This is a genomic window from Limosilactobacillus kribbianus, assembly GCF_026413145.1.
Lineage (GTDB): Bacteria > Bacillota > Bacilli > Lactobacillales > Lactobacillaceae > Limosilactobacillus > Limosilactobacillus kribbianus.
In genome coordinates this window covers 12,992-38,331 of record NZ_JAOVYZ010000008.1, presented here as the reverse complement: position 1 = coordinate 38,331, position 25,340 = coordinate 12,992, and the positions used below count along the sequence as shown (strand labels likewise).

The window sequence follows — 25,340 nt, the reverse complement described above, 5'->3', positions numbered from 1 at the left end:
ATGGCAACCGTTGCACTAATTGGCAATCCGAACACGGGGAAGATGACCCTTTTTAATTCCCTCACTAATAAGTATGAATACGTCGGCAATTGGGCTGGGGTAACCGTCGAAAAGAAACAGGGGCAGCTCAAAGATGCGGACGTCACCCTCGTTGATCTACCGGGGGTCTACTCGTTAGATCCCCTCACCAAAGACGAATCCGTGGTCGCCACCTACCTGATGCAGAACCAGCCGGACCTGATTTTGAACATCACTAACGCTAGCCAGCTCCAGCGCAACCTCTTGCTGACGATTGAGGCCTTAGAGCTTGCCCGGCCGACCGTCCTCGTCTTAAATATGGTCGACGATTTGCGGCGAACCGGGTACGATTATGACCTGGCAATCCTCCAGCAACGTCTCGGCTGTGCAATCATCGAAACCAATGCTCGCAGCAAGAAAGGCGTGGCGGACGTTCGCAAGGCGGCGATTGAGTACCGGCAACGTCCTACTAAGCGCCTGGCGATCAACTACCCACCAATGATTGAGCAGGCAATCCGTCAGGCCGAAGAAGCGCTGGTAGCCGATTATCACTATTCTGCAACCACCGCTCACTGGCTGGCGATCCAGTTCATCAATCAAAACAAGGCGATTCGGAAATATGCGACCGACAAAAATCTCCAGCCATTGCTCAGTCAGCAACGCTACTACGACCAGCAGGGCTTCGCCGATCGGATCTTTGCCGCCCGCCAGAACTTCATTGAGCAAACCATCAAGGCAGCCCGGAAGCCGGTGGGTAACAGTCACGACCACCACCTCACCAGTCGGGTCGATCGGGTGGTGACCCACCCCGTCTGGGGACCGCTGATCTTCGCCTTGATCTTCTTCATCATGTTTAAGCTCTCGTTCGACTGGGTCGGGACCCCGCTTTCCGACATGCTCGATGGTTTTCTCTCAGGACCCGTCTCGACGACCGCCAATCACCTCCTGATTCAGGCCGGAGCCCTGCCCGCCCTGCGGTCCCTCGTAGTCAACGGGACCATCGCGGGAGTCGGCGGGGTGCTCGCCTTTATCCCGCAAATTTTCATGCTCTTCGCCTGCATCTCGATTCTGGAAGACTCGGGTTACATGGCCCGGGCGGCACTGGTGACCGACCGGTTAATGCAGCTGATTGGGCTTAACGGCAAGGCCTTCATCCCGCTAATTATCGGCTTTGGCTGCAACGTCACCGGGATCATGGCAGCCCGGACGATCGAACAACCCAAGGAGCGGCTGGTCACCACCCTGATCATGCCCTTCATGAGCTGTTCCGCCCGGCTGCCCATTTACAGCTTGGTCGTTGCCGCCTTCTTCCCGCGCCACCAGGCCCTGATTGTTTTGTCGGTCTACTTCTTGGGAATTGCGGTGGCCCTCTTAGTTGCCAAGTGTTACCAGGTCGCCTTCCACGTCCGGCAGGGCTCGGTCTTCGTGATCGAATTACCCGAATACCACTTGCCCCGTCCGGACATCATCTGGCACGGCACCTGGGACAAAGGCAAGGGCTTTATTCACAAGGCCGGCACGATCATCTTTGCCGGGACCGTTTTAATCTGGTTCTTATCTAGTTTTGGCACCAGCGGATTCGTGACCGACTCGACCCGCAGCTTTGCGGCCGACCTGGGCCGATGGTTAATGCCGCTTTTTCGTCCCGTGGGTTTTGCCCACTGGCAAGTCATCTCCGCCCTCTTCACCGGGATTCTGGCCAAGGAAGTCATCACCTCCAGCATGATGGTGATGTTTCACACCAGCAGCAAGGCCTTCCTGATCGCCGCCCTCGGACCCTTCATGTCCCCGGCCGGTGCCTACGCCCTGCTGGTTTTCATCCTGCTTTACGCCCCGTGTTTTGCGACGATGGCCACTATTAAGCAGGAGACCGGCTCGACCTGGTGGATGATCTATTCGATGTTTTCTAGCCTTGGCATCGCCTACCTGGTCGCTTTTCTGACCTATCACATTGCCCTATTGATCGTTTAGGAGGAATTATTAAAAGTGCAAGTCTTGATTAACGTTTTGATCATTGTCGGGATTGCCGCCTTAGCAATCGGCATCATCGTCAACAATTTCCGCCGCAGCAAAAAGTCTGGCCGGTGCGCCGCCTGCTCGTATGACTGCGAAATTAAGCGTCTGGCCAGAAAGAAACACGCATAAATGAAAATGATCGTTGAGTTGTAATCTCAACGATCATTTTTTATTTATCTAAATCCACCTTCCAGTATTCATCCTTGATGAAATGAAAGACGTGCGTACATAGGTAGTAAGCCAGGATCCCGTAGATGGTCGGCAGAATAAAGTAGATCAGGGCGATCGTCAAAAGCTTTGTGCCCACGCTACCGGACATCAATGTGTAGGCATTGATCGGCCCAACCGGAATCCCGAAGCCGGCATCCGCGGCCACATTCTTGACCTGGATGAAGGAATCGGTGAAACCAGTCAGGGCACCGGTAATGGCCAGTGGGATCAGCATTTGCGGGTGTTTAAGGAAATTGGCCAGCATCATCTTGACCGAGCCAAAGACCATTGCCACCACGACCCCCTTGCCGTTGACCTTGGAACAGGCATAGGCAACGGCAAGGAAACAGGCGCTAACACCAACCGAGGAGGCACCGCCGGCAATCCCGGTGATGCCAAAGGCGTAGGCCAGACCAACCGTCGACAGTGGCGTTGCGATGATGACGGCAAAGGCCATCCCTAATAGGGTGCACATCAGAACCGGCTGCAAATTAGTGAAGGAATTCAGGATTCCCCCGACGGTTGTCGATACCAGGTGAACGTAGGGATAGATGAACATCCCGATCCCACCGACGATGCAGGTCGCCACGATCGGATCCCAAATGATGGCAAAGGAGCCGACGTAGTCCCGGATCAAGAAGATGGCGAAGACGGCCAGGGCGGTAACGATGATCGTGTTGATCAGGTCCCCCATCCCGACTAGGGTGAAGGTACCCCCGCCCTTCGCCGAGTAGTTGACCGCCCCTGAACCAAGGAAGGTTGCCAGGGCAACGCTGGCCCGCTCAATCATCGTAAAATTGAATTGCCCGGCCGCCAGTGCCCCGCAGAGCACCGGAACGGCATAGGTAGCCATGTTGCAGGCGGTATTGAGGGCCGACCAAAAGGCGCCGTGCGTGGCTAAGGCTTGGAATAGCGGCCCGACAATCGCGCTTGGCGTCACCGCCACCACGATTGCCATCGCAACCGCCGACATGATCCGGTTCCAAAAGTCGCCCATTGTGTATTCTTTTAAGCTTGTCATACTCATTCCTACTTTCTAAAGTCCGTTAGCACCACGACAGTCTGATCGGTTGCCAGGACTCGTCGGTAGGATTCAAGCAGCTTTGCAATTAGATGTTGGCACGTCCCAATTTCATCACGCTCGCTTTCCGTTCATTTGTCTTTTAGTAGAGTACTTCATATTGGGGATGACGACCCTCCAGCACGGCCAGGACGTCATCCAGGCCCATTTCGACGATGTTCTTCATCGCCGTGTTGGTGTAAAAGGCACTGTGTGGGGAGATCAAGACGTTTGGCATCGCCCGCAAGGTCTTGTAGTCTTCCGGAATCTCATCTGGTTCGGCCTGTTTTTCAAAGAATTGGACCTCGTCGGCCAGGGTATCCAGTGCGGCTCCCGCGATCTCGTGATTTTGCAAGGCCGCAATCAGGTCCGGCGTCTTGACCAGACCACCCCGGGCCATATTGATCAGATAGGCGGTCGGCTTCATCTTCTTAAAGGCCGCCGCGTCCAGCATGTTGACCGTGGTGTCATCCAGTGGCGTGTGGATGGTCACGATGTCCGACTCGGTCAGGACCGTCTCCAGGTCGGTATATTTCAGGTAGGCTTCGAGTTCGGCGTGGTGGACCGGATCGGTGGCGATCACGTTGGCACCGAGGGCCGAGTAGATTCGGGCGGTCGCCCCGCCAATGTTGCCGGCACCGATGATCCCCACGGTCAAGTTGTAGATCTCGGTGCTCTCCAGGCCGGTCCAACGGAAGTCCAGCTTGTCCATTCGCTGGTCGTAATAGCCGAGCTTACGGACCAGACGCAGCGCCTGGGTCAGCCCCATCTCGGCGATTGCCCGCGGCGAATAGGCCGGCACGTTGGTAACGATCAGGCCGTTTTGCTTGGCCAGCGGAACGTTGACCATGTCCAAGCCCACCATCCGGGCAGTCAGCTGCTTAAAACCCATCGCCTTGAGGGTCGGATAAATCGAATCATCCAGCATGTGCGTCTGTTGGAAGTCGATGCCGTCGTAACCGTCTGCCCACTTGACGGTTTCCGGCGTCAGTCGCTCGGTAACGCACTTAATTTCAACGTTGTGTTTTTCCGCCCACGCCTTGATAAAGGGGCGTTCGACGTCCAGGACAGCGTACATGATAATTTTCATCTTCAGGCCTCCCACTTCAGCTCTTTCATCTTCGCAACCGCTTCTTCCAGCACATCCAGCGGCTGGGTGGCCGCGATTCGTTCAAAGTCCTCACCGGCAGCGCCGAACGCCAGTCCCGGTACCACCAGGATCCCTGCTTTCTTCAGCAAGGCGTCAGCAAAGTCAACCGAATTCAAGCCGGTCGGTCGGATGTCGACAAAGGCGTAGATGCTGCCACCAACCGGACTGACCTGCAGCCAATCGAGTTGATTGAGGACCGTTTCCAGATAGTGCAGACGCTGAGCGAAAGCCGCCGTAATTGGTTTTGCCAGCTCGTCGTGATGCTGAATGGCGTAGAGGGCGGCGTATTGGGATGGAGTCGGTGCCGAGAAGGTGACGCCGTCATTAACCATCCCCGCCGCATCGGTCAGCCACTGCGGTGCCAAGATGTAGCCCAGCCGCCAGCCGGTCATGGCAAAGCTCTTGGAAAAGCCGTTGATTGTCACCGTGTTCTCGGGGGCGAACTTGGCCATCGGGACGAATTCGTGACCCGGCAGAACGTAATCATAATAGATCTCGTCGCTGAAGATCAGCAGGTTATTTTCAATTGCCACCTGGGCAAGATCCTTCAGCTGGTCCGGGATCATCACCATTCCGGTTGGGTTATTCGGCGAATTGATGATGATCCCCTTCGTCTTCTTCGTCACCGCCTTGGCGACCGCCGCGGCCGTGATCGCAAAGCCGTCCTCTGGCTTAGTGGCGACCACCACCGGCTTGGCACCGCACATCTCAACCTGCTCGATGTAGGGAGAGAAGCAGGGCTCGGGAACGATCACTTCGTCGCCGGGATCCAGCACCGCCTTCAGCGCGATGAAGAGGGCGTGCTCAGCCCCCACCGTGATCATCGCCTGCTCCGGCTTGTATGCGAGGCCAAAGCGCTGGTTGTAATCCTTACTGACGGCACGGCGCAGTTCCGGCATCCCCATTGCGGCGGTGTAGTGCGTATGGCCCGCCTTGGCCGCCTTCATTGCCGCGTCGATGATCGGTTCTGGCGTCGTAAAGTTCGGATCACCGACCGATAAGTCGATTACGTTATCCATCGTAGCCGCCTGTTCACAGACATCCGCCAGAATATTAGGTGCCGGGTGCTGATAAGCTTGGCTTAAGAATGAGCTGTCCATCGTTTGACCCCCCCTTAGATTAAAAGTTAATTAGAATTATAACATCTGGCTTTTAGATTGCAAGAATAAATATTCTTATATTGGCGCATAAGAAGTATATTTATGAGTCAGAGAAATAGCAGAAGGCCTGACTGTCATGGCGCGATAGTCAGGCCTTCTGAATATTATTTAAGATTAGCTGTTTTTATGAGGACTAATAATTTACGAATAGACTGTTACTGTTAGATTTCTAAGGCTGCTTGGTAACCTTCGTGAATGGCATCATAGATCTTTCGTGGGCCTTCACAGTCACCAACCGGATAAATTTCTGCATCCAGTTCCCGATCAAGTTGATCCTTTAACGAGTCGTTTGCCCGCAATCCAGCGGCCATCACGACCGAATCAGAATCTAATACTTGATCCTTGCCATCTGCATCAGTAATTGTGACGGAATCTTTTTGGATGCTCTTCAGCTTCCGGTTGGTTAAAATATCAATGCCGTATTTCTTGATCAGGCCAAGATCTTCAGCTAAAGTGATATGCATTTCACCGGCCAAAACCTTATCACGCATTTCGATAACTGTTGGCTTCTTTCCTTGCTGAGCAAGCCAAATTGCCGTTTCAACACCAACGGAACCACCACCAATAATCGTTACGTGTTCACCGATGTCTGGCAAACCGGTCTTCTTTACGAAGCAATCCGCCAGTAGACCAACCGCAGAATAGACATTATCACCATCAGAGCCTGGTACCGGTACCTTGACCGGATTTGAACCGGTAGCAACAACAATTGCATCATAATCTCTTAAGTCATCAATGGTGGCTTCCTTGTGACGGCAATCGATCGCCAACTTATTCATCTGCCGGTCATAATACTTAATCAGTTTTCGGATATCCTGCTTAAAGTCAGGCGTAGCAGCTTCATAGAGCATCCTGCCGAGCTTTCTCTTTTCAAAGAGAGTAACCTTGTGGCCCCGCAAAGAGAGAACCCGAGCGGCCTCCATCCCGGCAGGTCCACCACCAACGACGGCAACATTTCGCTTCACCTTAGCAGGCTTAATTTCCATTCCTGGTTTACCAACAGCAGGGTTAACCGTGCAGACCAGTGGACCGTTCCAGGAGTGACGTTCTGGGTTAGCACATTCCATGCACCGAATACATGGTTTGATATCGTCTCGTAATCCCCGCATTGCCTTCTTTGGCCATGCCGGATCCGCGTACATCTGCCGGGCGGTTCCGACAAAGTCCGCGTCGCCGTTTTCAATCACTTTTTCACCAAATTCTGGCACTTGGACTGATCCAGCGGTTAAGACCGGAATGTTAACTGCTTTTCTTACTTGACTAGCACCATCAACAGCAATTCCGTAAGAAATGTGTTGCATTGGGATAACGGTATCTTGAATTGAGATATTCAGAGCAGCAACCCCTTGCTTTTCCAAGTGCTTTGCAATCTGAATGGTATCTTCGATCTGTTGGCCCTTCTTAATGCCATCCTGGTAGTGAAGAGCCCCTCCACCATCGCGACCATTAAGCCGAACAATAATTGGGAAATTCTTCCCACATTTTTGCTGAATGTTATCAATAATTTCGTACAGGACTCGTGCCCGCTTTTCAACGGAGCCACCGTATTCATCGTTTCGCCAGTTGGTCAGTGGCGATAAGAAGCAGCCCAATCCGTGACGGTGTCCGGCATGAACTTCGACCATGTCAAAGCCGGCCTTCTTAGCCCGTAATGCCGCATCACCATAGTCACTAACGAGTTGGTGAATCTCATCAATCGTGTATTCCTTGTATGGGTATGGTGGCTTCATATGCCAGTAAGCATTATTGAAAATAGTAAACCATTCTTCGGCGCCCGGGATTTCAAGCGGCCCGTAAGATACACACCGGTGTTCACCTGGCACGGAAGGATCACCATGAGAACCAAGGTGACCTAACTGACAGCAGGCCTTAGCTCCGTTATCCTTAATTGCTTGAGCAATCATGCTGAATCCCGGAACCTTTGTATCATCTGTCAGAACTGGGTGACGATCTAAACCAGACTTTTCCATTGTGGTAGCAATGTAAAGGCCACAAATGATCAGCCCAGCACCACCCTTCGCTTCTTCAGCATAGAACTGCCAAAGATAGTCAGGAACAAAACCGTCGCCTGAACAACTGTCTTCAGCAGCCGGCTTGAAAATCCGGTTCTTTAGTTCAACATTTCCAATTTTTCCACGTTGGAACAGCGCATGATAATGAGAATTCATAATAGTTCCTCCTCGGTTTAGTTGGATGTGCACACCTTATCTTCAATATAGGCAACGATTGTCGATTTAGCAACAAACAGTTGCAGTCGAATTGGTGTAAAGCCAACAAACCCAGGCGAAATGTATGATTCTTCACAAAATTTATTGACGTCTTCCCTAATCTTTCATAATAATTGAGACCATTTGCTCAGCAAGCTCGCCGAGTTCTTGCGGAGATTTTGAGCTATCGTCTAATAGCCACTGTCGAATCATTTGATAGACGCCAGTTGTTGAAAAGGTCATGATTAGACGCCGACTTTCTGAATCTTTAACATCTGTCAGTAAACGACCGTACATTTTCTTAACATGTTCAGAGCCAATTAACTTGTTGGCAAATTCCAAATCAGTTCGCCGGTCACGAAGGAGTAATTTAGTAAGTCGCGCGTGTTCTTTCAGGTAAGTACTGAGCAATTCAACTCCTTTACTAAACGTCCACTGCCCGGAAACTTTTTCTTTCCAGATTTTCGACAGGTCATTGATCATATCCTGTTCCATGTCAGCAAGAACGTCATACGGTTTTCCATAATGCTTATAAAAAGTTGACCGATTGATTCCCGCAGTAGAACACAATTCACAGACAGAGATATTCTCAACCTTTTCTTTTTCCATTAAGCTAAGCAAGCTCTCTTTCAAAAGGCGCTTAGTTAACTTCACCCGCTGGTTTTCTTTTTGTCGCATGATGATCCCCCTGCAAAATAATTTTTTAATAGTAATAATTATTTACCACTACTATTATTACCAATTGTGCAATATGTCGCAAGGTCAACAGGTGTCCATTTAAGCTAAAATAAGGCTATAATCAACTCAGACCTACTTTGTCTTAATCTTAAAGACTTGTTTTTGCTATATTTTAAAACAAAAACAACGGAAATCACTCCTGATTGCGGTTCCGCTGCTAGTGTATTGATGAAGTTTTTAGTCGTCTAAAATTCCCTATATGCTTAATTTGCCAACACATAGGGGCATCTCTCAATGTGCCCACAAATATTTCAAAAAGTTGTTTGGGCCCTTATTTGTTTTAATTTCCAAGAGTGTTGTCATAACACATGATAAACGCTGTTGGAACAACAAGTACTAACAAACGTTGATATACCAACGTCCACGAACATTTTGCTTAATCGTCCCAAACCTTCTTGGCAACGGCAAAAGCACTCCAGGCATTCGGCCAGCCAACATAGAACGCCAACTGGGTAATCATTTCGGCAATCTCTTGCTTGGTGATCCCGTTCTTCTTCGCCGTCTGCATGTGGTAAGGCAGCTGTTCAAAGGCTCCCTTAGTGATCAGGGCGGTGACGGTCAGGAAGCTCCGGTCACGTGGACTGAGTTCCTTTTCCCGCGACCACACCTGGCCAAAGAGGACGTCATCGTTTAATTCTGCGAACTTCGGGGCAAAATCACCGAGTTGGTCGCGACCTGCAGTTTGTTTCTTTGCCATTTGAATCAAGCTCCCTTCAATCTTAATTACTTGCTCAGCTTGTCGTAGTAAGCGTCGTCAACCTTTTCCAGCCATTCGCTGGTTCCCTTGGTGATGGCAATGTGGGAGAACCAGGATGCCAGGCTCGCCGAATCAAAACGCGGATTGGCGTGGGTCAGAATGTGATAGCCGGGCCCGACCCGCAGCTTGCCAGCATGGGCAACAAAGTCCTGCTGGTAATTACCGGTATCGCTCCAGCCGGTGCTAAAGGGCGCCACCGTGCCATGATAACCCTGGAGCATGACCAGCAGTCGCATAACCGGTGACGAAATTTGGCCGCCCCAAACCGGGCCCCCGACAAGGATCGTGTCATAGTAGCTGAGGTCCGGCAGCTTGGTGATCAGTACCGGCAGGTCACCACTGGCGCGCTGCTGGCGGTAAACCTTGTCGGTCGCGTTCATGTCGTCCGGAAAAGTTCCGGGTGCCACCCGAACCCGTAGAATGTCGGCCCCGGTCAACCGGTGAATCTGGCTGGCCACCTTGGCCGTAGTATCAAATTGGGAATAATACAGAATCAGTGCTTGTTTTGCCATGTGAAGGTCCCCTTTGCGCTATAATTAATTTATTAACCTAATTTAGGAGGTACGTTTGTGGATACCCGCGTTTTGAAATACTTTTTAACCGTTGCTCAAACTAATAATATCACAAAGGCCGCCAAACAGCTGCACGTCACCCAGCCAACCCTCTCCCGGCAGATCATGGACCTGGAGCACGAGCTGAACGCCACCCTCTTCGACCGCAACCAGCGACGCATGCAGCTAACCCGTGCCGGCGTGCTTTTTCAGCGACGGGCAACAACAATCCTCCAGCTCCTCGACCAGACCGAAGAGGAACTGCACCAAAAGGGGGATGCCCTCACCGGGACCGTCAACCTCGGCTGCGTCGTCTCCAATGCCTCAGCGTTTTTGATGCAGCTCGTCAACCAGTTTCAGCAGCAGCACCCCGACGTCTTTTTCAACCTTTTTGATGGTGACGGCGACGTCCTTCGCCGCCAGATCGACGAGGCTGAAACCGAGCTGGCCTGCCTGATCGAACCAGTCGAGGCCGCTAAGTACAACTACCTGGTTCTCCCCGTCCACGAGCAATGGGGAATCATCCTCCGCGCCGACGATCCACTGGCCCAACGCAAATCCTTCACCAAGGACGACCTCTCCAAGCTGCCACTGATTATCCCCCACCGCAACATCGTCAGGGACCAAGTCAGCGACATCCTCAAATTGGATCTTCGCAAGCTCAACGCCAAGGTCAGCAACAACCTGCCGAACAACGCCATGGAGCTGATTCGTTCCGGCCAATACTACGGCCTGGCCATCGGCGGTATTCTCAACCTCTACCACGACCCCTCACTGGCCTTTGTCCCCTTCAGTCCCACAACCTCAACCGGCCACGTTCTGGTATGGAAGAAGAACCGCACCCTTTCACCGGCCGCCGAAGCCTTCCTGCAATTCGTCGCCGATCACAGCAACTAAAAAGCGCCGCTCGCAGTAATTTGCGATCGACGTTTTTGTTTAAAAGGCAAAGTTAATTAATAGAATGTAGGAAACCGTCCCGACAATCAGTGAGAGAAACATGCTCCGCCGCCAGAGGTGCACCAGGACGGTGATCAGGCCGGCGATTAGGTCCGGCAAGCCGTGATTGCCCCCCCAGCAGGTTAATGTTGCGGTAGCAGTAGACGACCAGCATGCTCATAATTGCCGCCGGCAGGAACTCCCCAAGCCCCTTGATGAAGGGCGAGAGTTCATCCTCTTCGTCCTTGCTGGAGGTAAAAAGGCGAAATGGCAGATAGCGGGTCAAAAAGTTGGTGACCGCCGCGATGCCAATCGTTACCACTCGTTGCCAAAACATCATTGGCCCTCACCTCCCCGCACGCGTCGCCGATAAAAGTAATAGTATTCGCCGACCAAAATCAGCAGGGTCGCGATCAGAAAGTAGGTCTTGCCAAAGAGCAACAGACAGGTAACGGTGATCACAAGCCCGCTGATCGAGCTGACGTGGGTCTTCTCCTTGAGGAACTGTTCAAGGGCTAAAACGATGAAGAGGGCCGTCATCACGAAGTCCAGCCCCTTGATCTGGATGTTCATCGCGCTGCCCAAAAAGCCCCCTAAGAAGGCGCCCAGCACCCAGTAGAAGTAGTCGAGGACCGTGATCCAGAGCTGGACCGTTCGCAGATCACAGTTATCCGGCACGTGGGACAGGTTGTAGTTGATGACGAAGGTCTCGTCCGTCAACCCAAAGAGCAAAAACCACTTCCGCCAACCCCGGTGCGGATACTTTGTCAGCATCGAGATCCCGTAGAAGAACTGGCGAAAGCCCACCACGGCCGTGATTAGGAAGACGTTGAGCGGGTCGAAATGCTGCAGCAGAAGGTTGGCAATCACAAACTCGACCGAGCCCCCGTAGATCGTCAGCGCCATCAGGGTCGGATACCAAAACGAGAAACCGAGATTATGCATGTACAGTCCGTAGCCAATCCCCAGGATCACGTAGCCAAAGAAAACCGGGCTCGAGGTCTGAAGGGCAAAGCGAAAATTACTTTGCCGTCGTTCATTTTTCATTGCTCATCACTTCCCAAAATCCGTAATACGTTTTATTTTAACAGATCAATTGGGCCGTGACCATTCCAATAAAGAAAAGGCGCCTTCCGTTTAGAAGGCGTCGCAATAGTGTTTTAGTTGCCAGTCAGCATGGCGTAAACGATTGAATTTTCCTCTGGACGGTAAACACCATGGAGCATCCCAACCTTGGTAAAGCCAGTCTTGGTGATCAGGTGCTGCATGATCTTGTTATCTTCGTGGGTGTCAATCCGGATCGTCTTGATGTCTTTCCGGTTCGTCTTAATGTAGTCGATCACGTTGGTGAAGAGGGCTGAAGCATAGCCCTTACCGGCGTGGTTAGAGTGAATGGCAACCCGGTGGATCACCACGTACTTGTCGGTATCGATGAGCCAGTCACCGTCGAGCTCATCGTAGGAATGATCCGGTGCTTCCACGATCGACAGGGCGCCGACCGTTTCATCATCATCGGATTGAGCCAGGTAAGCCCAGCCGTGATTGATATCTTCCTTGACGTGTTCAACGTTGGGATAGTCCCCTTGCCACTGGTCGATCCCTTGGGAGGCCAGCTGGTCGCGGCCGTCGCGCAGGATTTCAATGATTTGGTCAAGATTATCCATCGTTGCTTGCTTAATTTGCATGTGTTGATCATCCCTTCATTATTTTTTTCTTATCAAAACCGCTCAGCTGATAATTAGAACCATAATAATATATCACACTTTGCTTTTCTCTGACAAATGATAAGGGCTCGGTAGCGAGCACGTAAAAAAAAGCAGCGTTGCTCAAAGCGCTGCCTTTCCCAATTGGTTTATTGACCAGGCTTGTCACCATGAACAAGGGTGATCCGTTGGCGAATGAAGCGGTGATTAGCAAGCAAATCCACAATCCCATAAGCATAGTCAGCGTAACTAATGTAATCGTCTTTGCCATCATCACCCGTTAAATTAGGCGTAAAATCCTCTCCTTCGACGTGGTAAGCATAGGTGGCCGGGCCCTGAGAGTCAAAATTATATGCCGGGGTAACATAGGTCCACAAGAGATTAGAATAGCGCCGCAGAATATCGAGTGCTTTTTGATGGGCGTCACACATGAACTTGTACTTTGCTGGGTAATAGCTGGATAGGCTCTGAAGGGTCTGTGTGTGTGCAGGATTAATATAAAGCGTATTCGTGCCGCCAACCTTCAACAGGCGCGTCTGATTCTTAAAGCCACTCAACAATTGGGCAAGATGCCAGAGGCCAAGATAAATGTTGGCTGCACTGGCTTCATCCCAGCCGGCCGTTGCATCTAGAATGGCATCATAGCCGGTGATCTCTTTTTGCGTCAGTTCCTCGACGTCTTTGATTAAGACAGTTGCCTGACCGAGATCGACTTCCGGATGATCGTGATGACTAACCGCGGTCACTTGCATTCCCTGTGTTTGGGCTAATCGAACAACCTTTTGTCCAACCCGGCCAAAGGCGCCAATTACCATAATCTTCATTTCAATAACCTACTTCCTGTTTTTTACTTGCTGGGGCGATTGCTTCCAATTATCTAGCAGATACTTGTACCATACTAAGAATTCGTTGGCCAAGTGGAACTGGTGCTCACGGATCATGGAGCTGGTGAAGAAAACGGGGAATTCGTCTGCCAGCTTGGCCCGAAAGCCTGTTCCCTCTTCCTTGTACTGATGACGAATGTCCCCCGCAATGGTGTTATTCGTCATCATGCTAATGCCGACCATTTGGTAGGGGTATTCCGGATCCCGTGGATAATTGATCCCCGCTTCAACACCGTAATAGTTGATAAAGTGGGCTTCCATCGGGGCCCCACCAGTAATCTCAACGATTTCCTGGGAATTATGTGGTCGCCCTTCAAGAAGCAGATGGTCCGGACTGGCTGCCAAGCCAATCCGGCGGTCCTTGGTGGAGGACGAGGTCATCAGGGCCTGGATTTCATCAACAAACTTCTTCAGGTCAAAATTAGCGGGCACGTTTTTAACGACGATTTCCACGACGCTGGACTTGCGCTTGTGCCGCCCTAAAGTCGCCATCAAGTCCTCAGCCGTGTTGGTCAATTGAAAGACGTGCTTTAGTTTCCCGCGAATCTCTTCATTGCTGAGCTGCATTTTGTAATCGACAAGCTTCTTGCGCACGGTCAAGACGTCGGTTTCGGGAATGCTTCGCACAAAGAATGGGCTGACATCGATATGATAGAACTTCTGCAAGCGCTTGGCCATTGCGACCGAATGCCGTTTCTCCCATTCCTCAATTTCTTTTGGTGCCACCTTTTTGCCGCTAAAGTATACTTCGGCTTCCATCCTATTCACCCTCCTTAATTCTTCTTTCGATTTCGCTAAACCAATTGTAGAATTCGCACGCTAAATGGTACTCGTGGGCGCGAATGTTCTTATCCGGCATCAAGATTGGAAATTCAACCATTAGCTTGATGTGGCACCCCGTCGCGGTATCCTTCATCTGGTGACGAACGGCCCCGATGGCCAGGCCACTCGGCAGGTACGAGACCCCAGCTGCTTGATAAGGGTAGTCCGGATCCTTTTTCGATTGCAAACCGGCAAAGTCACCGTAACGAATGACGAATCTGCTGGCCCATGGCAGCCCACCCGTCAGCTCAATCACTTCTTGATCGGTCTCATTCAGGCCCTGCAGCAGGTAATGATCCGGGTTGGCCCGCAGGCAGGCCCGGCGGTTGGCTTCCGTGTTGTTGAGCATCATGTCATCGTACATCTTGCGCAGCGTTTTTGAATAACAAAAGTCCACATCCATCTCCGTCACGCTGATCTTGCGCTTCCCCCTGGACATTCGAACGACGATATTGCTGCCAGTGGCCGTAAAGTCAACCTGTTTTTGCATCAGGCGTCGCATCTCCGCTTGGGGAATCGCTGCTTTAAATGCGGCAAGCTCATCCGCATTCTTAATGTCGAGCTGCTTGTTTAATTTCTTTTCAAAGAATTTCTTCGAGACTCCTACTCGCCAGGCTTCCCATTCCTTAATATCCGTCTCGGTGAATTCTTTTCCTCTAATCGAAACCTTAATCATGTCGTTCTCCTTTCCGATAATACAGTTGTTTTATCCGTAGTTTACTTTACAATAAGGGGGATGACAATGGTTTGAAGAGCCGCGTGGACAGAAGCGAAAATTTGTTTTCACAGAAAGGATCACTTTACATGACTAAAACTGCCAAACAGATTGCCGCACTAAAAAAGGCCAACCACGAATCGCGCCAGATCGTCCGGGAGTCGATTCAAGAGGGCCTCTTCATTTTGATGCGGAAAAAAGATTTTGCCAAAATTACAATTACCGAATTAATCAAGGTGGCCGGTGTTTCCCGCTCCGCCTTTTACAATAATTACAAGTCCAAAAATGACATTTTGGAAGAACTGATCCAAAGCGTCACCACCAACTGCTTTAATAGCTTCTTCCCCGGCCTCCAGGAGGGCTGGCGCTACACTTTCAATGCCGTTTACGAGCAGCGAAAAAAGCTGACGATCATCATCAATGCCGGATTGGAAGCGGAAATCCTCGCACTGTTAAACCAAGAAATTTTGCCAGACCAACAGGACTACATCATCCATGCCGCCTGGAACGGGATTGCCTATAACCTGGTGATCGAATGGTTTAAACGGGGGATGAAACCGGGGATTGATGAAATGGTCGACTATGCCACCAAGATCACCAGCAGTCCTGCCTTCCTCAATTCCCTAAAGAAAACCGGCAATTAAGGATTCGATCATTCCATCGCCAGCAGATAATGCTATGATAGCCATAATTACATCAAAGAAGGCTAAAGTTTCATGAAACAACGTTTTATAATATTGAGCAGCCTCATAGTGGCCCTGGTTATCCTTCTCCTACCGACCAGCAGCGGCCACGCCCAGCAGTTGGCCGATCACTATGTCCATTCCACCACCCCGACCCTCTTTTTCCACGGCTTCGGGGGCTCAACCAAATCAGAACAATACATGGTTGACGGCATCATGACCGCTGGCGTCAGCAAGACGGCGATTGTCGCCGACGTCAGTGGGTCTGGCCAGGTCACCCTGGAAGGCACAATTCCCCACAATGCCGTCAACCCGCTCGTCGAGGTTAACTTCGAAAACAACCAGGACACCAATTACAGCGAACAGGGCAAGTGGGCTAAAAACGTCATCGTCAAGCTGCAAAACACTAACCACTTCAAGAAGATCAACATCGAGGCCCATTCGATGGGCAACCTGGCGGTGATGTACTACCTCCTGGCCAACGCCCACAATAAAAAACTGCCTCAGCTGCAAAAGGAGGTTGCACTGGGTGGTCCCTTCGATGGTGCCATGGGCTGGAACCAGCCAAGCGATCTGAAATCCGTCAACGCCAAGACCGGCAAGCCATCCGCGATGAATGGCTCTTACCGCAAGCTGCTGCCCCTGCGCCACTTCTACCCGCGACAGGTTCAGGTTTTAAACGTTTACGGGGACCTCGGTACCGGCGACGATAGTCAGGTCAGCAACCTGTCGAGCAAATCCTTCCGCTACCTCTTGAACAACCGGCCGCGCTCGTATCGCGAAATCCGGCTCACCGGGGCCAATGTCAAGCACGAACTGCTCCACCACAACCCGCAGGTCAATCAAATCCTGATCAAATTCTTCTGGGGCAAGTAAAACCTACTATCAAAAGAACGGTCGGCCGAGTGTGATCGGTTGACCGTTCTCTTCTTCTGTTAAAAAATAATTTGGAAAGGACTGATTGCATGCAACTCACCCTCACCACGCTTTATCAAAAGATGCGTCGCCAGATGGGGCCGTCCGGCTGGTGGCCAGCCGACTCCAAGGAAGAGATCATCATTGGCGCCATCCTGATCCAAAACACTAACTGGCGCAACGCCGACCTGGCCCTGGATCTACTGCGCGGGAAAACCAGTCTGGATCCCGACCAGCTATTGGCACTAACGCCCGATAAGCTCCACGATCTGGTCCGGCCCGCCGGTTTCTACCGCAATAAAAGCCGGGCCCTGGTCAGTGTCTTTTCCTGGCTGCAGCAGTTTGACTACAACTACCCAGCGATCCGGCAAAGATTCGGAGAACAGCTCCGCACACAACTGCTCAAGCTGCACGGGATTGGTCCGGAGACTGCCGATGTGCTGCTCACCTATGTCTTCGAGGTGCCCACCTTCATCAGCGATAAGTACGCCCGGACCCTCTTCACCTGCCTGGGGGTCACGGGTCTGATATCCTACCAGCAGCTGGCCAAGCGGGTTAGCTTGCCAACTGACTTCACCGCTGCCATGGCTCAGGACTTCCACGGCCTGATCGATGAGTTCGGCAAGCGTTACTTTCATCCCCTCACCAAATTTAACGACAGCTTTCTCGCCGGCGATCAACTCCGTCTAAAGTAAGCGCGTCACGCAAGCCTTCGTCGGCCCCGTGACGCGCTTTTAATTAAGTCTTAGCTTGTCGTCCGCCACCCGTTCTGCCAAGCGCCAGTAATGCTTATACAGAGCCGTGTAGCGCCCGCTATTTTTGGTGGTCAGCCATGGCTTTTCCCGACCGCAGTAATGGAGGATCACGGTGTGCTTGACCGCCCAGTCAAGAGTCCACTCACCAAAGGAGATCGTCTCGTAGATGCGCCCGTTGCGGGTGTCGAAGTTATAAAGCTCGTCCGGCACCGACTTGATGTATTTGCCGTAAAGGGCGTTGAGGACGTCCTGATCAGGCAGAAGAAGAACGTGCTGGCGAATGTAGCTAAAGATGTCCTCAGCCCGCACCCGCCGCCGGATCTCGTCCAGATTCATCAGGAGAACCCCGGAATTGTAGTAGCCATCGGCGTCGAAATTTTGCAGGCGAATCTTGTTGATCACCTCGGTGGTGTTAGTCAGTCCAGTGTGGATCGCTGAGGCGTAGAGGTAGCCACTGAGGTCAAGGTCGTAGAGACTGGTCAGGTCGTTAATGCAGAGCACGTCGGCGTCCAGGTAGAGAATCTTGTGCAGGTTTTCTGGCAGCAACTGATGGGCCAGCAGACGATAATAGATCGTCGTCGGGTAGCGGTCAGTCACCGGTGCGGTGGCAAAGAGCCCATCTTCGACCATTACCGGGTGGTAAGTCATCCCCAGGTGAGCACAGACCCGTTTCAGCTCGGCTGCCTGCTTGAGAGGCTGCTTTTGAATCACGTAGACGTTAATCTTCGTCGGCCGGGTGTTCAGGCGAATCGACAGCAGCACCGTTTCAAGCTGTGTAGTATAATGGTCATCAATCGAAAACAATAAATTCATTGCGCGTCTCCCCTCGTTCTTCTGCCTAATTATAACAAGCTTCGTCGGGTGGTACGCATTTAATTTCAGTAATGGAGGTTCACTATGGAGCAAGAAAAGCAAATTGTCGCAGTCAAGAACTACACCATCAGTAAGCTGGGGGCTGACAAATCTGGCCATGGCATGGATCACATCAACCGGGTTGTCAGAATGGCCCGCCGACTAGCCATTGGTGAGGGCGTCGATCCCTTCCTGCCGGTAGTGGCCGCCTACCTGCACGACACGATTGACGAAAAATTGGTCGACAGCGTGGACAGTGCTAAGGCCGAGCTGAAAAACTACCTTTTAGGTCAGGACTTTTCTGCCGAGCAAGTTGCTACCATTATGGACGTCATTGCTAACATTTCCTTTGCCTGCACCCTCGACGATGAGCCGCTCCATCTTTCACCCATCGCCAAGATTGTCCGGGACGCCGACTGGCTGGATGCCATTGGCGCGATCGGTATCACCCGGGCCGTCTACTACGGGGGCCGGCACCGCGAACGCATCTACGACCCCGCCACTAAGCCGCGGGAAAACATGAGCCGGAAGGAATACCGCAACCTGGCAGATGAAACGATCATCAACCACTTCTACGAAAAGCTGCTCAAGTTAAAGGACATGCTGCAGACCAAGACTGCGCGAGAAATTGCTGAGCACTGCCAGCAGATGATGTATGACTTTCTAAATGAATTTAAAGCAGAATGGAATGCAGAACGCTAAAATAAAAAGCTTCCCAACACAGGAAGCTTTTTATTTTTACAATCCATTTTCACTCCACCGGCCCAGCACCTTGCGCCAGCCGATCGTAACCGGCGCCACCAAGGCGGCATAGAGTAGGGCAGTCAGGGTCCCCAGTGAAAGGCCAAGTTGTCCAAAGGCCAGGGCAGTCGACCACTGACCGTCAAACAGCCAGCCGCGAACCAGGAGACCAAGCTCGATGAGGACAAACATCAATATCCCGGCCATCAGGCCAAACAGGATCAACTGCTGGTGACTGACCGGCCTCGTCTGGCGGCTGCGCAGGAGAGCGACCACAATAAAGGCGACCACCACGGCCACAATCACAATCTCATCAGCGGCTCCCAGCAAAAACATTCCAACCAGGCCCAGCATTGTAATCAAAAGCGCCAACGGAACGCCCACCGTTAGCAAGGCACTAATGCCGATGATCCCGGCCAGCGGTGCAACGAGACTCCCCGTCGGCAGGACCACCCGGGGGCTGAAGACGGTGACCAGAAGCATTAAGGCCACCGCGATGATCACGATGACCCCATTTTTCACCGATGTTCTCATTCTAAAGGCTTCTTCGTGGTGTCCTGCATCCAGGCCAGGGCCAAGGCACCCTGACCGAGGTGCGTCCCGACAACCGGCCCGAAGTAGGTTAGTTCAAAGTTAATGTCTGGGTACTCGGCTTGAAGCTTGTCCAGCCACTTTTGCCCGGCTTCCGGTGCGTTAGCGTGGAAAACCAGTCCCCGAACCGGGTAATCAACCTTAGCCAGGTCTTCCTTGAAGATTTCCTCGCATCGCAGCTTAGCCTTCTTCATCGAGCGAACCTTTTCAAAGGCCTCGATGGCGTGATGTTCGTTGTGGAAGGTGAGGAGCGGCTTGATCTTCAAAATGGAGCCCACAAAGGCTGAGGCGTTGGAAAGACGGCCACCCCGGACCAGGTTTTGCAGGTCATCGACCACGAAGACTTCGTTAATCGTGTCCCGCAGCTGGGTCAGCTTCGTTACAATCGTGTCCAGGTCATCGCCATTTTGAACCATCTTGGAAGCTTCCAGGGCTAGGTAGCCCATCAGCTTGACAGTGATGTGGCTATCGAACGGCACGATCTTAATCGTGTCCTTCATTTCTTCGGCAAGCTGGCTGATCGAGTTCAAAAAGCCCGAGATTGAACTGGTCAGGTGGATGCTAATGACGGCATCGTAGCCCTGATCAGCCAGGCCTTGGTAGAGCTCCATCATTTCACCAATCGACGGCTGGGAAGTGCTTGGAAAGGTGCTTGACGTTTTTAACAGGTGATAAAATTCCGCGGTCGTAATGTCAACACCCTCACGATAGCTCTTGCCGTCCACCACAAACGGGATCGGTACAACGTGGATGTGATTGGCGGCCGCTTCTTCGGGAGTCAGGTAGGCCGTGCTGTCGGTCACAACAGCAATTTTCATTATATCGTCCTCCAATTTCAAATTTGATAATTATCAAGATAAGTGCAAATTAATCGGTATAAAATACTCGCATAATACAAGAAGCATACCACACCCACTAGAATAAACCAACCTTCTTTGTCGACACAAGGGCTGAAACTTGTTTAGAATGGGACAAAAACGGTATAATAAATACCGCACGATTTTACGCGTATTTATACAGGAAAGGAGCGCTATCCATGTCCTTTGACGGTTTTTTCACCCATGCAATGGTGCATGAATTAGACCAAACCCTGACCACCGGACGTGTGGCCAGAATCAGCCAGCCCTACCCGGCCGAGCTGATCATCACAATCCGCGCCCACCGGCACAACCACGCCCTGCTGCTTTCGGCTAACCCCACCTACCCCCGGATTCAGATCACGACGATCCCCTACAGCAATCCAGCGGTGCCAACCAACTTTACGATGACCCTGCGCAAGTACCTGGAGGGTGCCATTCTCAGTTCAATTGAACAGGTCGGCAATGATCGGATCGTCAAGCTGACCTTTGATACTCGTGACGAGCTTGGCGACAGCCAGCAGCTGGTCCTGATCAGCGAGATCATGGCCCGCCACAGCAACATTTCCCTGGTCAATCAGAAGACGGGTAAGATTATCGACACGATCAAACACGTCGGCTCCGACCAAAACCGGGTTCGCCTCCTCCTGCCGGGTGCCACCTTTGTGATGCCGCCCAAGCAGGAAAAACGGAATCCCTACCTGCCAAACCAGCTCTATTCTGACTTAACACGGCAGTATTCGGATCCCCGCGAACTCACCCACCAGCTCCAGATTGGCTACGAGGGGCTGGGCACCGACACCGCCCGCGACCTGGCCAAGCGTTTGCTGACCAGCGATCATTTGCCAACCACCTACCAGCAATTCATCCAGCACTTTGACGCACCGGATCCGGTGATCATCGACGGCAAGAAGAAGTCTTTCATGGCCTTCCCGCCACAGGATAGCGCTGAAGGTGCACTCCAGCACTTTACGACCCTCTCGGAGCTACTGGATAACTACTATGCCCAAAAAGCACAGCAGGACCGCTCGAAGGAACTGGCCGGTCAGGTCATCAAGGTGATCAAGAACGAACTAAAGAAGGACCGGCGCAAGGTTAAGAAGTTCCACCAGCAGCTGGCTGATGCCGACGCGGCTGATCGTTACCGGATTCGGGGCGAAATCTTAACCACTTACCTCGGCAAACTCAAGCCGGGGATGAAGGAGATCACCCTGCCAAACTTCTACGACGACAACAAGCCACTAAAGATTGCCCTGGCACCGGAACTGTCACCGTCGCGGAACGCGCAGAAGTACTTTACGAAATACGATAAGCTCAAAGCCTCGGTTGCCCATGTCAATGAGCAGATGAAACTGACCGAAGACGAGATTGCCTACTTTGAAAACATCCAAAACCAGATCGACCTCGCTTCCCCAGCTGACATCCAGGAAATTCGGCTGGAGCTTCAGCAACAGGGTTACATCAAGGCCAAGCACCAGAAGAGCAAGAAACAGCGCAAAGTTCGCGCCAGCAAGCCCGAACAGTTTCACGCTAGCGATGGCACATTGGTCCTGGTCGGTAAAAACAACATGCAAAATGACCGGCTGAGCTTTAAAATTGCCAATAAAAATGAAGTCTGGCTCCACGTCAAGGACATCCCCGGTTCCCACGTTGTGATCCGCTCGACGGACCCCAGCGACCAGACAATCCTCGAGGCCGCCCAGTTAGCCGCCTACTTCTCCAAGGGCCGCGACTCGGACAACGTCCCCGTTGATTACCTACCGGTCAAACGACTCCACAAGCCTAGCGGGGCTAAGCCTGGTTTCGTTACTTTTAGGGGGCAAAAGACCTTATACGTGACGCCCCATCCGATGGGGAAATAGCGCGGGTTAATTTATGATCGTGCCCTTTTCACTCCTTAAAGAGTGTGCAAGTTTATTTGCACGCTTTTTTGTTTTGAGTTTTGTTAAAGTAAATAAGTACAATCAATTAACGAAGCAAAGAAAAAACGGATTGCAATCTCTTCAAACTGCAATCCGCATTTTTTAGTTCTTTACAAGCCGTTCGTAAACGTAGGACAGTTCCTGTGGCCGGTAAGCGCCCTTGAGCGTCCCCACCTTAGTAAAACCATGCTTGGTCAGCAGGTGCTGCATGACTTGATTGTCCTGATTGGTGCTTGCCCGGACTGACTGAATGTCCGTCTGCTCGGCCAGGTAATCCAAGAGGTGGACAAAGAGTGCCGAGGCGTACCCCTTACCAGCGTGGTCTGAATGAATGGCGACCCGGTGAATTACCACGTACTTATCCGTCTGCGCCAACCATTGACCGTTCAAGTCATCATAGACGGAATCCGGAGCGGCCACGATGGCAACCGTCCCAACCGTCTGATCATCGTCGGCCTGGATTAGGTAGGCGTTCCCGGCCTCAATGTCCTGCTTAATATGGGTGGCGTTCGGATAATCCCCCTGCCACTGGTCGACCCCGCGTTCAGCCAGCTGGTCCCGGCCATCACGCAAAATTTCCAAGACCAACGCAAGGTCGGCCATTCCTGCTTTCTTCAGTTGCATTCTTTCACCTTATTTCTTCTTTGAAGGCGCCTGCTTGGCAAGCTGCGCCTCCTCATTCTTGGCATAATTGACCATCTTGAGGAAATTGTCAACGTCTAGACTAGCCCGCCCGATCAAGGCTCCGTCAATGTCCGGCTTGGCCATGATCTCCTTGATGTTATCCGGGTTAACGCTCCCTCCGTAGAGAATCCGGATCTTATCGGCGATTTCGTAGGTATAGTTATCCGCGATTGTCCGCCGAATCATCCGGCACCCCTCCTCGGCCAAGGTGGCGTTAGCGTGCTGGCCAACCCCAACCGCCCAGCTCGGCTCGTAAGAGATTACGACCCGTCTGATCTGATCTAAGGAGACTCCGTGAAGGACACTCATCAGCTGTTGGAAGACATAGTGGATCTCGCCATTGACTTCCTTTTGAACCATCGTCTCGTCCGTACAGATGATCGGAGTCACCCCAATTTGCAGAGCCGCCTTCACCTTTTGGCTGACGGCCGCGTTGTTCTCACCGAAGAGTCGCCGCCGCTCGATGTGCCCCAGCATTGCATAACGGGAGCCAAGATCATGCAGCCCCCGGAGACTGATCTCGCCGGTATACGGGCCGGAGTATTCCGCCGCCGCGTTCTGGGCAATGATCTGCAGTCCCGACTTGCCAACGGCCGCCGCCATCGGGTAGAGCGAAAATGCCTGGGCCGCGATGCCGACTTCGACCTCTTCTGGGTCCGGTAACTGGTCCCGAATTGCTTTGACAAACTTGACTGATTCGTCAACTGTCTTGTGCATCTTCCAGTTGGCAACGATAAATGGTTTGCGCATATTTTTCCTCCTCGAGTACATACTCTGCTCGGTAATCAATTATTCCAGTTTCAATTTAAGTATGACACATTTGTGCCGACTGGTCACCAAATTTTTAAAAATAAAAAGCAGCGCCAACTCGCTAGCGCCGCTTAAAAACTATCTTGCTTAGCCTTCAAAAGCCTTGGTCAATGGTGGAACAACCTGCTTCTTCCGGGAAACAACCCCTGGCAAGTTCATCCGCTTGTTATCACCCAGCTGGTGACCAAATGCTTCTTCCACCTTATCGAGGTGGTCACCAACTGCCAGCAGTTCGGAATCGCTGTTCAGAATGTTGGTGGCAATCAGGATAAAGAGCTGGTAACCGTTTTGGTCCATCAGTTCATGCATCTTCTTTTCCAGGTCCGCTTGACGCTTGAAGACGTCGTCCAGTTCAACGGCGTTAACCTGGCCAATCCGCATCTTAGTGCCGCCGAGCTCGAAGGTCTTGGCATCACCATCAACGATGTCGGCATCGGACTTGGCATCAACATTGGCACCAGCCTTCAGCATTTCAACCCCGTACTTCTCGTAGTCGTCAACGCCAGCAACCTTGGCCAGGTACTTAACAGCTTCACGGTCATGGTCGGTCGTCGTTGGTGAGTTGAGCAGCAGGGTATCTGAAATGATAGCAGAAAGCATCATCCCGGCCAGGTTGGCAGGAATATTGATGTTCTTTTCCTGAAACATTTCAGTCAGAATCGTGCTGACACAACCGTATGGGCGCAGGGTTGCCCACAGCGGCTGAGCAGTGTTAAAGTTTGCCAGCCGGTGGTGGTCAACCAGGTGGGTAACGGTAACCTTGTCAAGGTCGCTCACACTCTGTTGCGGTTCGTTGTGGTCGACTAACATGACCTTATCAACCTCGTTGGCAACCGTCTTGACAACCCGGGGAGCCTTTACGCCAAACTTGTTTAAGGCATACTTGGTTTCATCGTTTGGTTCGCCAAGTGCGACCGCTTCCGTTTCATAACCCAGTTGGTTTTGGAAGTATGAGAAAGCCATTGCCGCCGTGATGGCATCGGTATCTGGCTTCTGGTGTCCGAAGACTAATTCTTTATCCATAAATGATTCCTCCTGTTTGTTCACATTTTGCACCAATCAGTTCCGTGCGTGAACCAATCGCTATTAATCATTTTAGCATGAATCGTTTCACTCGTGCAGGACTTTGTTCAATCTTCGCCGCGCGCCACCATTTTTTGCAGTGCCGCCCACTGTTCGGCATTCTGCTGGTTAAAAAAGCGCGGGGCCGGTCGATCAAGGGCAAAGTATTGCAGGCGCACCGTCTCGCTAGGTTTCGGTAAGGTAGTCGCATTATCCAGCCGGCGAACCAGGTAAAAGGCGTTGATCGGTTGCACCCGATCGCCGTTCGGGTAGGTGTAGAAGTCGTGGTCAAACATCCCGATCAGGCGCACCGGAGCAACACTGACCCCGGCGTCCTCCTTGAACTCGCGAACAAGCGTCTGGACAAAGCTCTCGCCAAACTCCATGTACCCGCCCGGAAAACTCCAGTTGCCGGTATCGGCTCGCTCCTGAAGCAGGGCTTCTCCGGCTTCGTTGACCAGGGCACCAGAGGCACTGGTCAAAATCAGCGGCCGGTGTCCGACCAATTGACGAACTTCCTTGATATATGCCATTGCAATTA

Annotated in this window: 28 protein-coding genes and 1 pseudogene; 8 read left to right on the top strand and 21 right to left on the bottom strand. The window is 52.0% G+C overall.

Features of this window, described 5'->3' with window-relative positions:
• Positions 1-1,989, top strand: coding sequence for a ferrous iron transport protein B (feoB, locus tag OCT58_RS03345; RefSeq protein WP_267201435.1), 1,989 nt, complete (start codon positions 1-3; stop codon positions 1,987-1,989).
• Between the two features lie 15 nt (positions 1,990-2,004).
• Entirely contained in the window at positions 2,005-2,163 is a 159-nt protein-coding gene (locus OCT58_RS03340; protein ID WP_267201434.1) for a FeoB-associated Cys-rich membrane protein, read from the top strand.
• Between the two features lie 40 nt (positions 2,164-2,203).
• On the opposite strand, the gene OCT58_RS03335 is transcribed toward OCT58_RS03340, so the two are convergent.
• The 7 genes from OCT58_RS03335 to OCT58_RS03305 form a co-directional block, all read right to left on the bottom strand.
• Positions 2,204-3,265: a PTS sugar transporter subunit IIC gene (locus OCT58_RS03335; RefSeq protein ID WP_267201432.1), complete on the bottom strand. Its 1,062-nt coding sequence runs from the start codon at positions 3,263-3,265 to the stop codon at positions 2,204-2,206.
• Positions 3,266-3,407: 142 nt separating this feature from the next.
• Positions 3,408-4,394, bottom strand: coding sequence for a D-2-hydroxyacid dehydrogenase (locus OCT58_RS03330; RefSeq protein ID WP_267201431.1), 987 nt, complete (start codon positions 4,392-4,394; stop codon positions 3,408-3,410).
• 2 nt (positions 4,395-4,396) lie between these two features.
• Positions 4,397-5,554, bottom strand: a complete 1,158-nt coding sequence (locus tag OCT58_RS03325; protein WP_267201430.1) for an aminotransferase class I/II-fold pyridoxal phosphate-dependent enzyme — start codon at positions 5,552-5,554, stop codon at positions 4,397-4,399.
• 221 nt (positions 5,555-5,775) lie between these two features.
• Complete coding sequence (locus tag OCT58_RS03320; RefSeq protein WP_267201429.1) at positions 5,776-7,782, bottom strand: oxidoreductase; 2,007 nt, start codon at positions 7,780-7,782, stop codon at positions 5,776-5,778.
• A 156-nt stretch (positions 7,783-7,938) separates the two neighbouring features.
• On the bottom strand, positions 7,939-8,499 hold the full coding sequence (locus OCT58_RS03315) for a TetR/AcrR family transcriptional regulator (RefSeq protein WP_267201428.1): 561 nt from the start codon (positions 8,497-8,499) through the stop codon (positions 7,939-7,941).
• Between the two features lie 436 nt (positions 8,500-8,935).
• Complete coding sequence (locus tag OCT58_RS03310) at positions 8,936-9,256, bottom strand: carboxymuconolactone decarboxylase family protein (protein ID WP_267201427.1); 321 nt, start codon at positions 9,254-9,256, stop codon at positions 8,936-8,938.
• 26 nt (positions 9,257-9,282) lie between these two features.
• Positions 9,283-9,828 carry a flavodoxin gene (locus OCT58_RS03305; RefSeq protein ID WP_267201426.1) on the bottom strand — a complete coding sequence of 182 codons (546 nt, stop codon included), beginning with the start codon at positions 9,826-9,828 and terminating at the stop codon, positions 9,283-9,285.
• 57 nt (positions 9,829-9,885) lie between these two features.
• Here OCT58_RS03305 and OCT58_RS03300 point away from each other — a divergent pair, with 57 nt between their 5' ends.
• Positions 9,886-10,764 (top strand): LysR family transcriptional regulator, encoded by an 879-nt coding sequence (locus tag OCT58_RS03300; RefSeq protein WP_267201425.1) that lies wholly within the window; start codon positions 9,886-9,888, stop codon positions 10,762-10,764.
• Between the two features lie 39 nt (positions 10,765-10,803).
• On the opposite strand, the gene OCT58_RS10425 is transcribed toward OCT58_RS03300, so the two are convergent.
• The 7 genes and pseudogenes from OCT58_RS10425 to OCT58_RS03270 all read right to left on the bottom strand — a co-directional run bounded on the left by OCT58_RS10425 (position 10,804) and on the right by OCT58_RS03270 (position 14,888).
• Positions 10,804-10,887 (bottom strand): hypothetical protein, encoded by an 84-nt coding sequence (locus OCT58_RS10425; RefSeq protein ID WP_368669247.1) that lies wholly within the window; start codon positions 10,885-10,887, stop codon positions 10,804-10,806.
• Positions 10,888-11,014: 127 nt separating this feature from the next.
• Positions 11,015-11,140: pseudogene (locus tag OCT58_RS10420) on the bottom strand (branched-chain amino acid transporter AzlD); the annotation flags it as partial.
• On the bottom strand, positions 11,140-11,850 hold the full coding sequence (locus tag OCT58_RS03290) for an AzlC family ABC transporter permease (protein ID WP_267201424.1): 711 nt from the start codon (positions 11,848-11,850) through the stop codon (positions 11,140-11,142). The pseudogene OCT58_RS10420 and the gene OCT58_RS03290, both read right to left, overlap by 1 nt.
• Positions 11,851-11,963: 113 nt before the next feature.
• A complete protein-coding gene (locus tag OCT58_RS03285) occupies positions 11,964-12,488 on the bottom strand; it encodes a GNAT family N-acetyltransferase (protein WP_267201423.1) in 525 nt (174 codons plus the stop codon).
• A 167-nt stretch (positions 12,489-12,655) separates the two neighbouring features.
• The gene (locus tag OCT58_RS03280; protein WP_267201422.1) at positions 12,656-13,330 is read right to left on the bottom strand and encodes an NAD(P)-dependent oxidoreductase; all 675 of its coding nucleotides are present in this window, start codon (positions 13,328-13,330) and stop codon (positions 12,656-12,658) included.
• Positions 13,331-13,339: 9 nt separating this feature from the next.
• Positions 13,340-14,149: a hypothetical protein gene (locus OCT58_RS03275; protein ID WP_267201420.1), complete on the bottom strand. Its 810-nt coding sequence runs from the start codon at positions 14,147-14,149 to the stop codon at positions 13,340-13,342.
• A gap of 1 nt (position 14,150) precedes the next feature.
• Positions 14,151-14,888 carry a hypothetical protein gene (locus OCT58_RS03270; RefSeq protein WP_267201419.1) on the bottom strand — a complete coding sequence of 246 codons (738 nt, stop codon included), beginning with the start codon at positions 14,886-14,888 and terminating at the stop codon, positions 14,151-14,153.
• Positions 14,889-15,016: 128 nt separating this feature from the next.
• On the opposite strand from OCT58_RS03270, the gene OCT58_RS03265 reads away from it, so the two are divergent.
• From OCT58_RS03265 to OCT58_RS03255, 3 genes are all read left to right on the top strand, one after another.
• The gene (locus OCT58_RS03265; RefSeq protein WP_267201418.1) at positions 15,017-15,571 is read left to right on the top strand and encodes a TetR/AcrR family transcriptional regulator; all 555 of its coding nucleotides are present in this window, start codon (positions 15,017-15,019) and stop codon (positions 15,569-15,571) included.
• A gap of 72 nt (positions 15,572-15,643) precedes the next feature.
• Positions 15,644-16,486: an alpha/beta hydrolase gene (locus OCT58_RS03260; protein ID WP_267201416.1), complete on the top strand. Its 843-nt coding sequence runs from the start codon at positions 15,644-15,646 to the stop codon at positions 16,484-16,486.
• Positions 16,487-16,575: 89 nt separating this feature from the next.
• Complete coding sequence (locus OCT58_RS03255; protein ID WP_267201415.1) at positions 16,576-17,220, top strand: endonuclease III domain-containing protein; 645 nt, start codon at positions 16,576-16,578, stop codon at positions 17,218-17,220.
• A 39-nt stretch (positions 17,221-17,259) separates the two neighbouring features.
• On the opposite strand, the gene OCT58_RS03250 is transcribed toward OCT58_RS03255, so the two are convergent.
• Complete coding sequence (locus OCT58_RS03250) at positions 17,260-18,093, bottom strand: glycosyltransferase family 8 protein (protein ID WP_267201414.1); 834 nt, start codon at positions 18,091-18,093, stop codon at positions 17,260-17,262.
• 84 nt (positions 18,094-18,177) lie between these two features.
• Between OCT58_RS03250 and OCT58_RS03245 the strand changes: the two genes are divergently transcribed.
• Complete coding sequence (locus OCT58_RS03245) at positions 18,178-18,834, top strand: HD domain-containing protein (protein ID WP_267201413.1); 657 nt, start codon at positions 18,178-18,180, stop codon at positions 18,832-18,834.
• A 36-nt stretch (positions 18,835-18,870) separates the two neighbouring features.
• Here OCT58_RS03245 and OCT58_RS03240 read toward each other — a convergent pair whose 3' ends face one another.
• Together OCT58_RS03240 and OCT58_RS03235 are read right to left on the bottom strand one after the other, a co-directional pair.
• A complete protein-coding gene (locus tag OCT58_RS03240; protein ID WP_267201412.1) occupies positions 18,871-19,407 on the bottom strand; it encodes a hypothetical protein in 537 nt (178 codons plus the stop codon).
• Entirely contained in the window at positions 19,404-20,282 is an 879-nt protein-coding gene (locus OCT58_RS03235; RefSeq protein WP_267201411.1) for a DegV family protein, read from the bottom strand. The genes OCT58_RS03240 and OCT58_RS03235 overlap by 4 nt, the downstream gene beginning before the upstream one ends.
• 218 nt (positions 20,283-20,500) lie before the next feature.
• Here OCT58_RS03235 and OCT58_RS03230 point away from each other — a divergent pair, with 218 nt between their 5' ends.
• Positions 20,501-22,183 (top strand): NFACT RNA binding domain-containing protein, encoded by a 1,683-nt coding sequence (locus OCT58_RS03230; protein ID WP_267201410.1) that lies wholly within the window; start codon positions 20,501-20,503, stop codon positions 22,181-22,183.
• Positions 22,184-22,345: 162 nt separating this feature from the next.
• On the opposite strand, the gene OCT58_RS03225 is transcribed toward OCT58_RS03230, so the two are convergent.
• From OCT58_RS03225 to OCT58_RS03210, 4 genes are all read right to left on the bottom strand, one after another.
• Positions 22,346-22,867 (bottom strand): GNAT family N-acetyltransferase, encoded by a 522-nt coding sequence (locus tag OCT58_RS03225; protein ID WP_267201409.1) that lies wholly within the window; start codon positions 22,865-22,867, stop codon positions 22,346-22,348.
• Positions 22,868-22,876: 9 nt separating this feature from the next.
• Positions 22,877-23,677: a triose-phosphate isomerase gene (tpiA, locus tag OCT58_RS03220; protein ID WP_267201408.1), complete on the bottom strand. Its 801-nt coding sequence runs from the start codon at positions 23,675-23,677 to the stop codon at positions 22,877-22,879.
• Between the two features lie 147 nt (positions 23,678-23,824).
• Positions 23,825-24,760, bottom strand: coding sequence for a manganese-dependent inorganic pyrophosphatase (locus OCT58_RS03215; RefSeq protein WP_267201407.1), 936 nt, complete (start codon positions 24,758-24,760; stop codon positions 23,825-23,827).
• 107 nt (positions 24,761-24,867) lie between these two features.
• Positions 24,868-25,332, bottom strand: coding sequence for an NUDIX hydrolase (locus OCT58_RS03210; RefSeq protein WP_267201406.1), 465 nt, complete (start codon positions 25,330-25,332; stop codon positions 24,868-24,870).
• Positions 25,333-25,340: the final 8 nt, after the last annotated feature.

What these genes read in the sequence shown, in the direction of transcription:
- OCT58_RS03265 (WP_267201418.1), top strand. Translation starts at nt 15,017, where the DNA reads ATGACTAAAACTGCCAAACAGATTGCCGCACTAAAAAAGGCCAACCAC.
- OCT58_RS03250 (WP_267201414.1), bottom strand. Translation starts at nt 18,093, where the DNA reads ATGAATTTATTGTTTTCGATTGATGACCATTATACTACACAGCTTGAA.
- OCT58_RS03305 (WP_267201426.1), bottom strand. Translation starts at nt 9,828, where the DNA reads ATGGCAAAACAAGCACTGATTCTGTATTATTCCCAATTTGATACTACG.
- OCT58_RS03285 (WP_267201423.1), bottom strand. Translation starts at nt 12,488, where the DNA reads ATGCAAATTAAGCAAGCAACGATGGATAATCTTGACCAAATCATTGAA.
- OCT58_RS03325 (WP_267201430.1), bottom strand. Translation starts at nt 5,554, where the DNA reads ATGGACAGCTCATTCTTAAGCCAAGCTTATCAGCACCCGGCACCTAAT.
- feoB (WP_267201435.1), top strand. Translation starts at nt 1, where the DNA reads ATGGCAACCGTTGCACTAATTGGCAATCCGAACACGGGGAAGATGACC.
- OCT58_RS03320 (WP_267201429.1), bottom strand. Translation starts at nt 7,782, where the DNA reads ATGAATTCTCATTATCATGCGCTGTTCCAACGTGGAAAAATTGGAAAT.
- OCT58_RS03330 (WP_267201431.1), bottom strand. Translation starts at nt 4,394, where the DNA reads ATGAAAATTATCATGTACGCTGTCCTGGACGTCGAACGCCCCTTTATC.
- OCT58_RS03210 (WP_267201406.1), bottom strand. Translation starts at nt 25,332, where the DNA reads ATGGCATATATCAAGGAAGTTCGTCAATTGGTCGGACACCGGCCGCTG.
- OCT58_RS03290 (WP_267201424.1), bottom strand. Translation starts at nt 11,850, where the DNA reads ATGAAAAATGAACGACGGCAAAGTAATTTTCGCTTTGCCCTTCAGACC.
- OCT58_RS03255 (WP_267201415.1), top strand. Translation starts at nt 16,576, where the DNA reads ATGCAACTCACCCTCACCACGCTTTATCAAAAGATGCGTCGCCAGATG.
- OCT58_RS03310 (WP_267201427.1), bottom strand. Translation starts at nt 9,256, where the DNA reads ATGGCAAAGAAACAAACTGCAGGTCGCGACCAACTCGGTGATTTTGCC.
- OCT58_RS03275 (WP_267201420.1), bottom strand. Translation starts at nt 14,149, where the DNA reads ATGGAAGCCGAAGTATACTTTAGCGGCAAAAAGGTGGCACCAAAAGAA.
- OCT58_RS03240 (WP_267201412.1), bottom strand. Translation starts at nt 19,407, where the DNA reads ATGAGAACATCGGTGAAAAATGGGGTCATCGTGATCATCGCGGTGGCC.
- OCT58_RS03215 (WP_267201407.1), bottom strand. Translation starts at nt 24,760, where the DNA reads ATGGATAAAGAATTAGTCTTCGGACACCAGAAGCCAGATACCGATGCC.
- OCT58_RS03225 (WP_267201409.1), bottom strand. Translation starts at nt 22,867, where the DNA reads ATGCAACTGAAGAAAGCAGGAATGGCCGACCTTGCGTTGGTCTTGGAA.
- OCT58_RS03230 (WP_267201410.1), top strand. Translation starts at nt 20,501, where the DNA reads ATGTCCTTTGACGGTTTTTTCACCCATGCAATGGTGCATGAATTAGAC.
- OCT58_RS03235 (WP_267201411.1), bottom strand. Translation starts at nt 20,282, where the DNA reads ATGAAAATTGCTGTTGTGACCGACAGCACGGCCTACCTGACTCCCGAA.
- tpiA (WP_267201408.1), bottom strand. Translation starts at nt 23,677, where the DNA reads ATGCGCAAACCATTTATCGTTGCCAACTGGAAGATGCACAAGACAGTT.
- OCT58_RS03335 (WP_267201432.1), bottom strand. Translation starts at nt 3,265, where the DNA reads ATGACAAGCTTAAAAGAATACACAATGGGCGACTTTTGGAACCGGATC.
- OCT58_RS03280 (WP_267201422.1), bottom strand. Translation starts at nt 13,330, where the DNA reads ATGAAGATTATGGTAATTGGCGCCTTTGGCCGGGTTGGACAAAAGGTT.
- OCT58_RS03315 (WP_267201428.1), bottom strand. Translation starts at nt 8,499, where the DNA reads ATGCGACAAAAAGAAAACCAGCGGGTGAAGTTAACTAAGCGCCTTTTG.
- OCT58_RS03245 (WP_267201413.1), top strand. Translation starts at nt 18,178, where the DNA reads ATGGAGCAAGAAAAGCAAATTGTCGCAGTCAAGAACTACACCATCAGT.
- OCT58_RS03270 (WP_267201419.1), bottom strand. Translation starts at nt 14,888, where the DNA reads ATGATTAAGGTTTCGATTAGAGGAAAAGAATTCACCGAGACGGATATT.
- OCT58_RS03260 (WP_267201416.1), top strand. Translation starts at nt 15,644, where the DNA reads ATGAAACAACGTTTTATAATATTGAGCAGCCTCATAGTGGCCCTGGTT.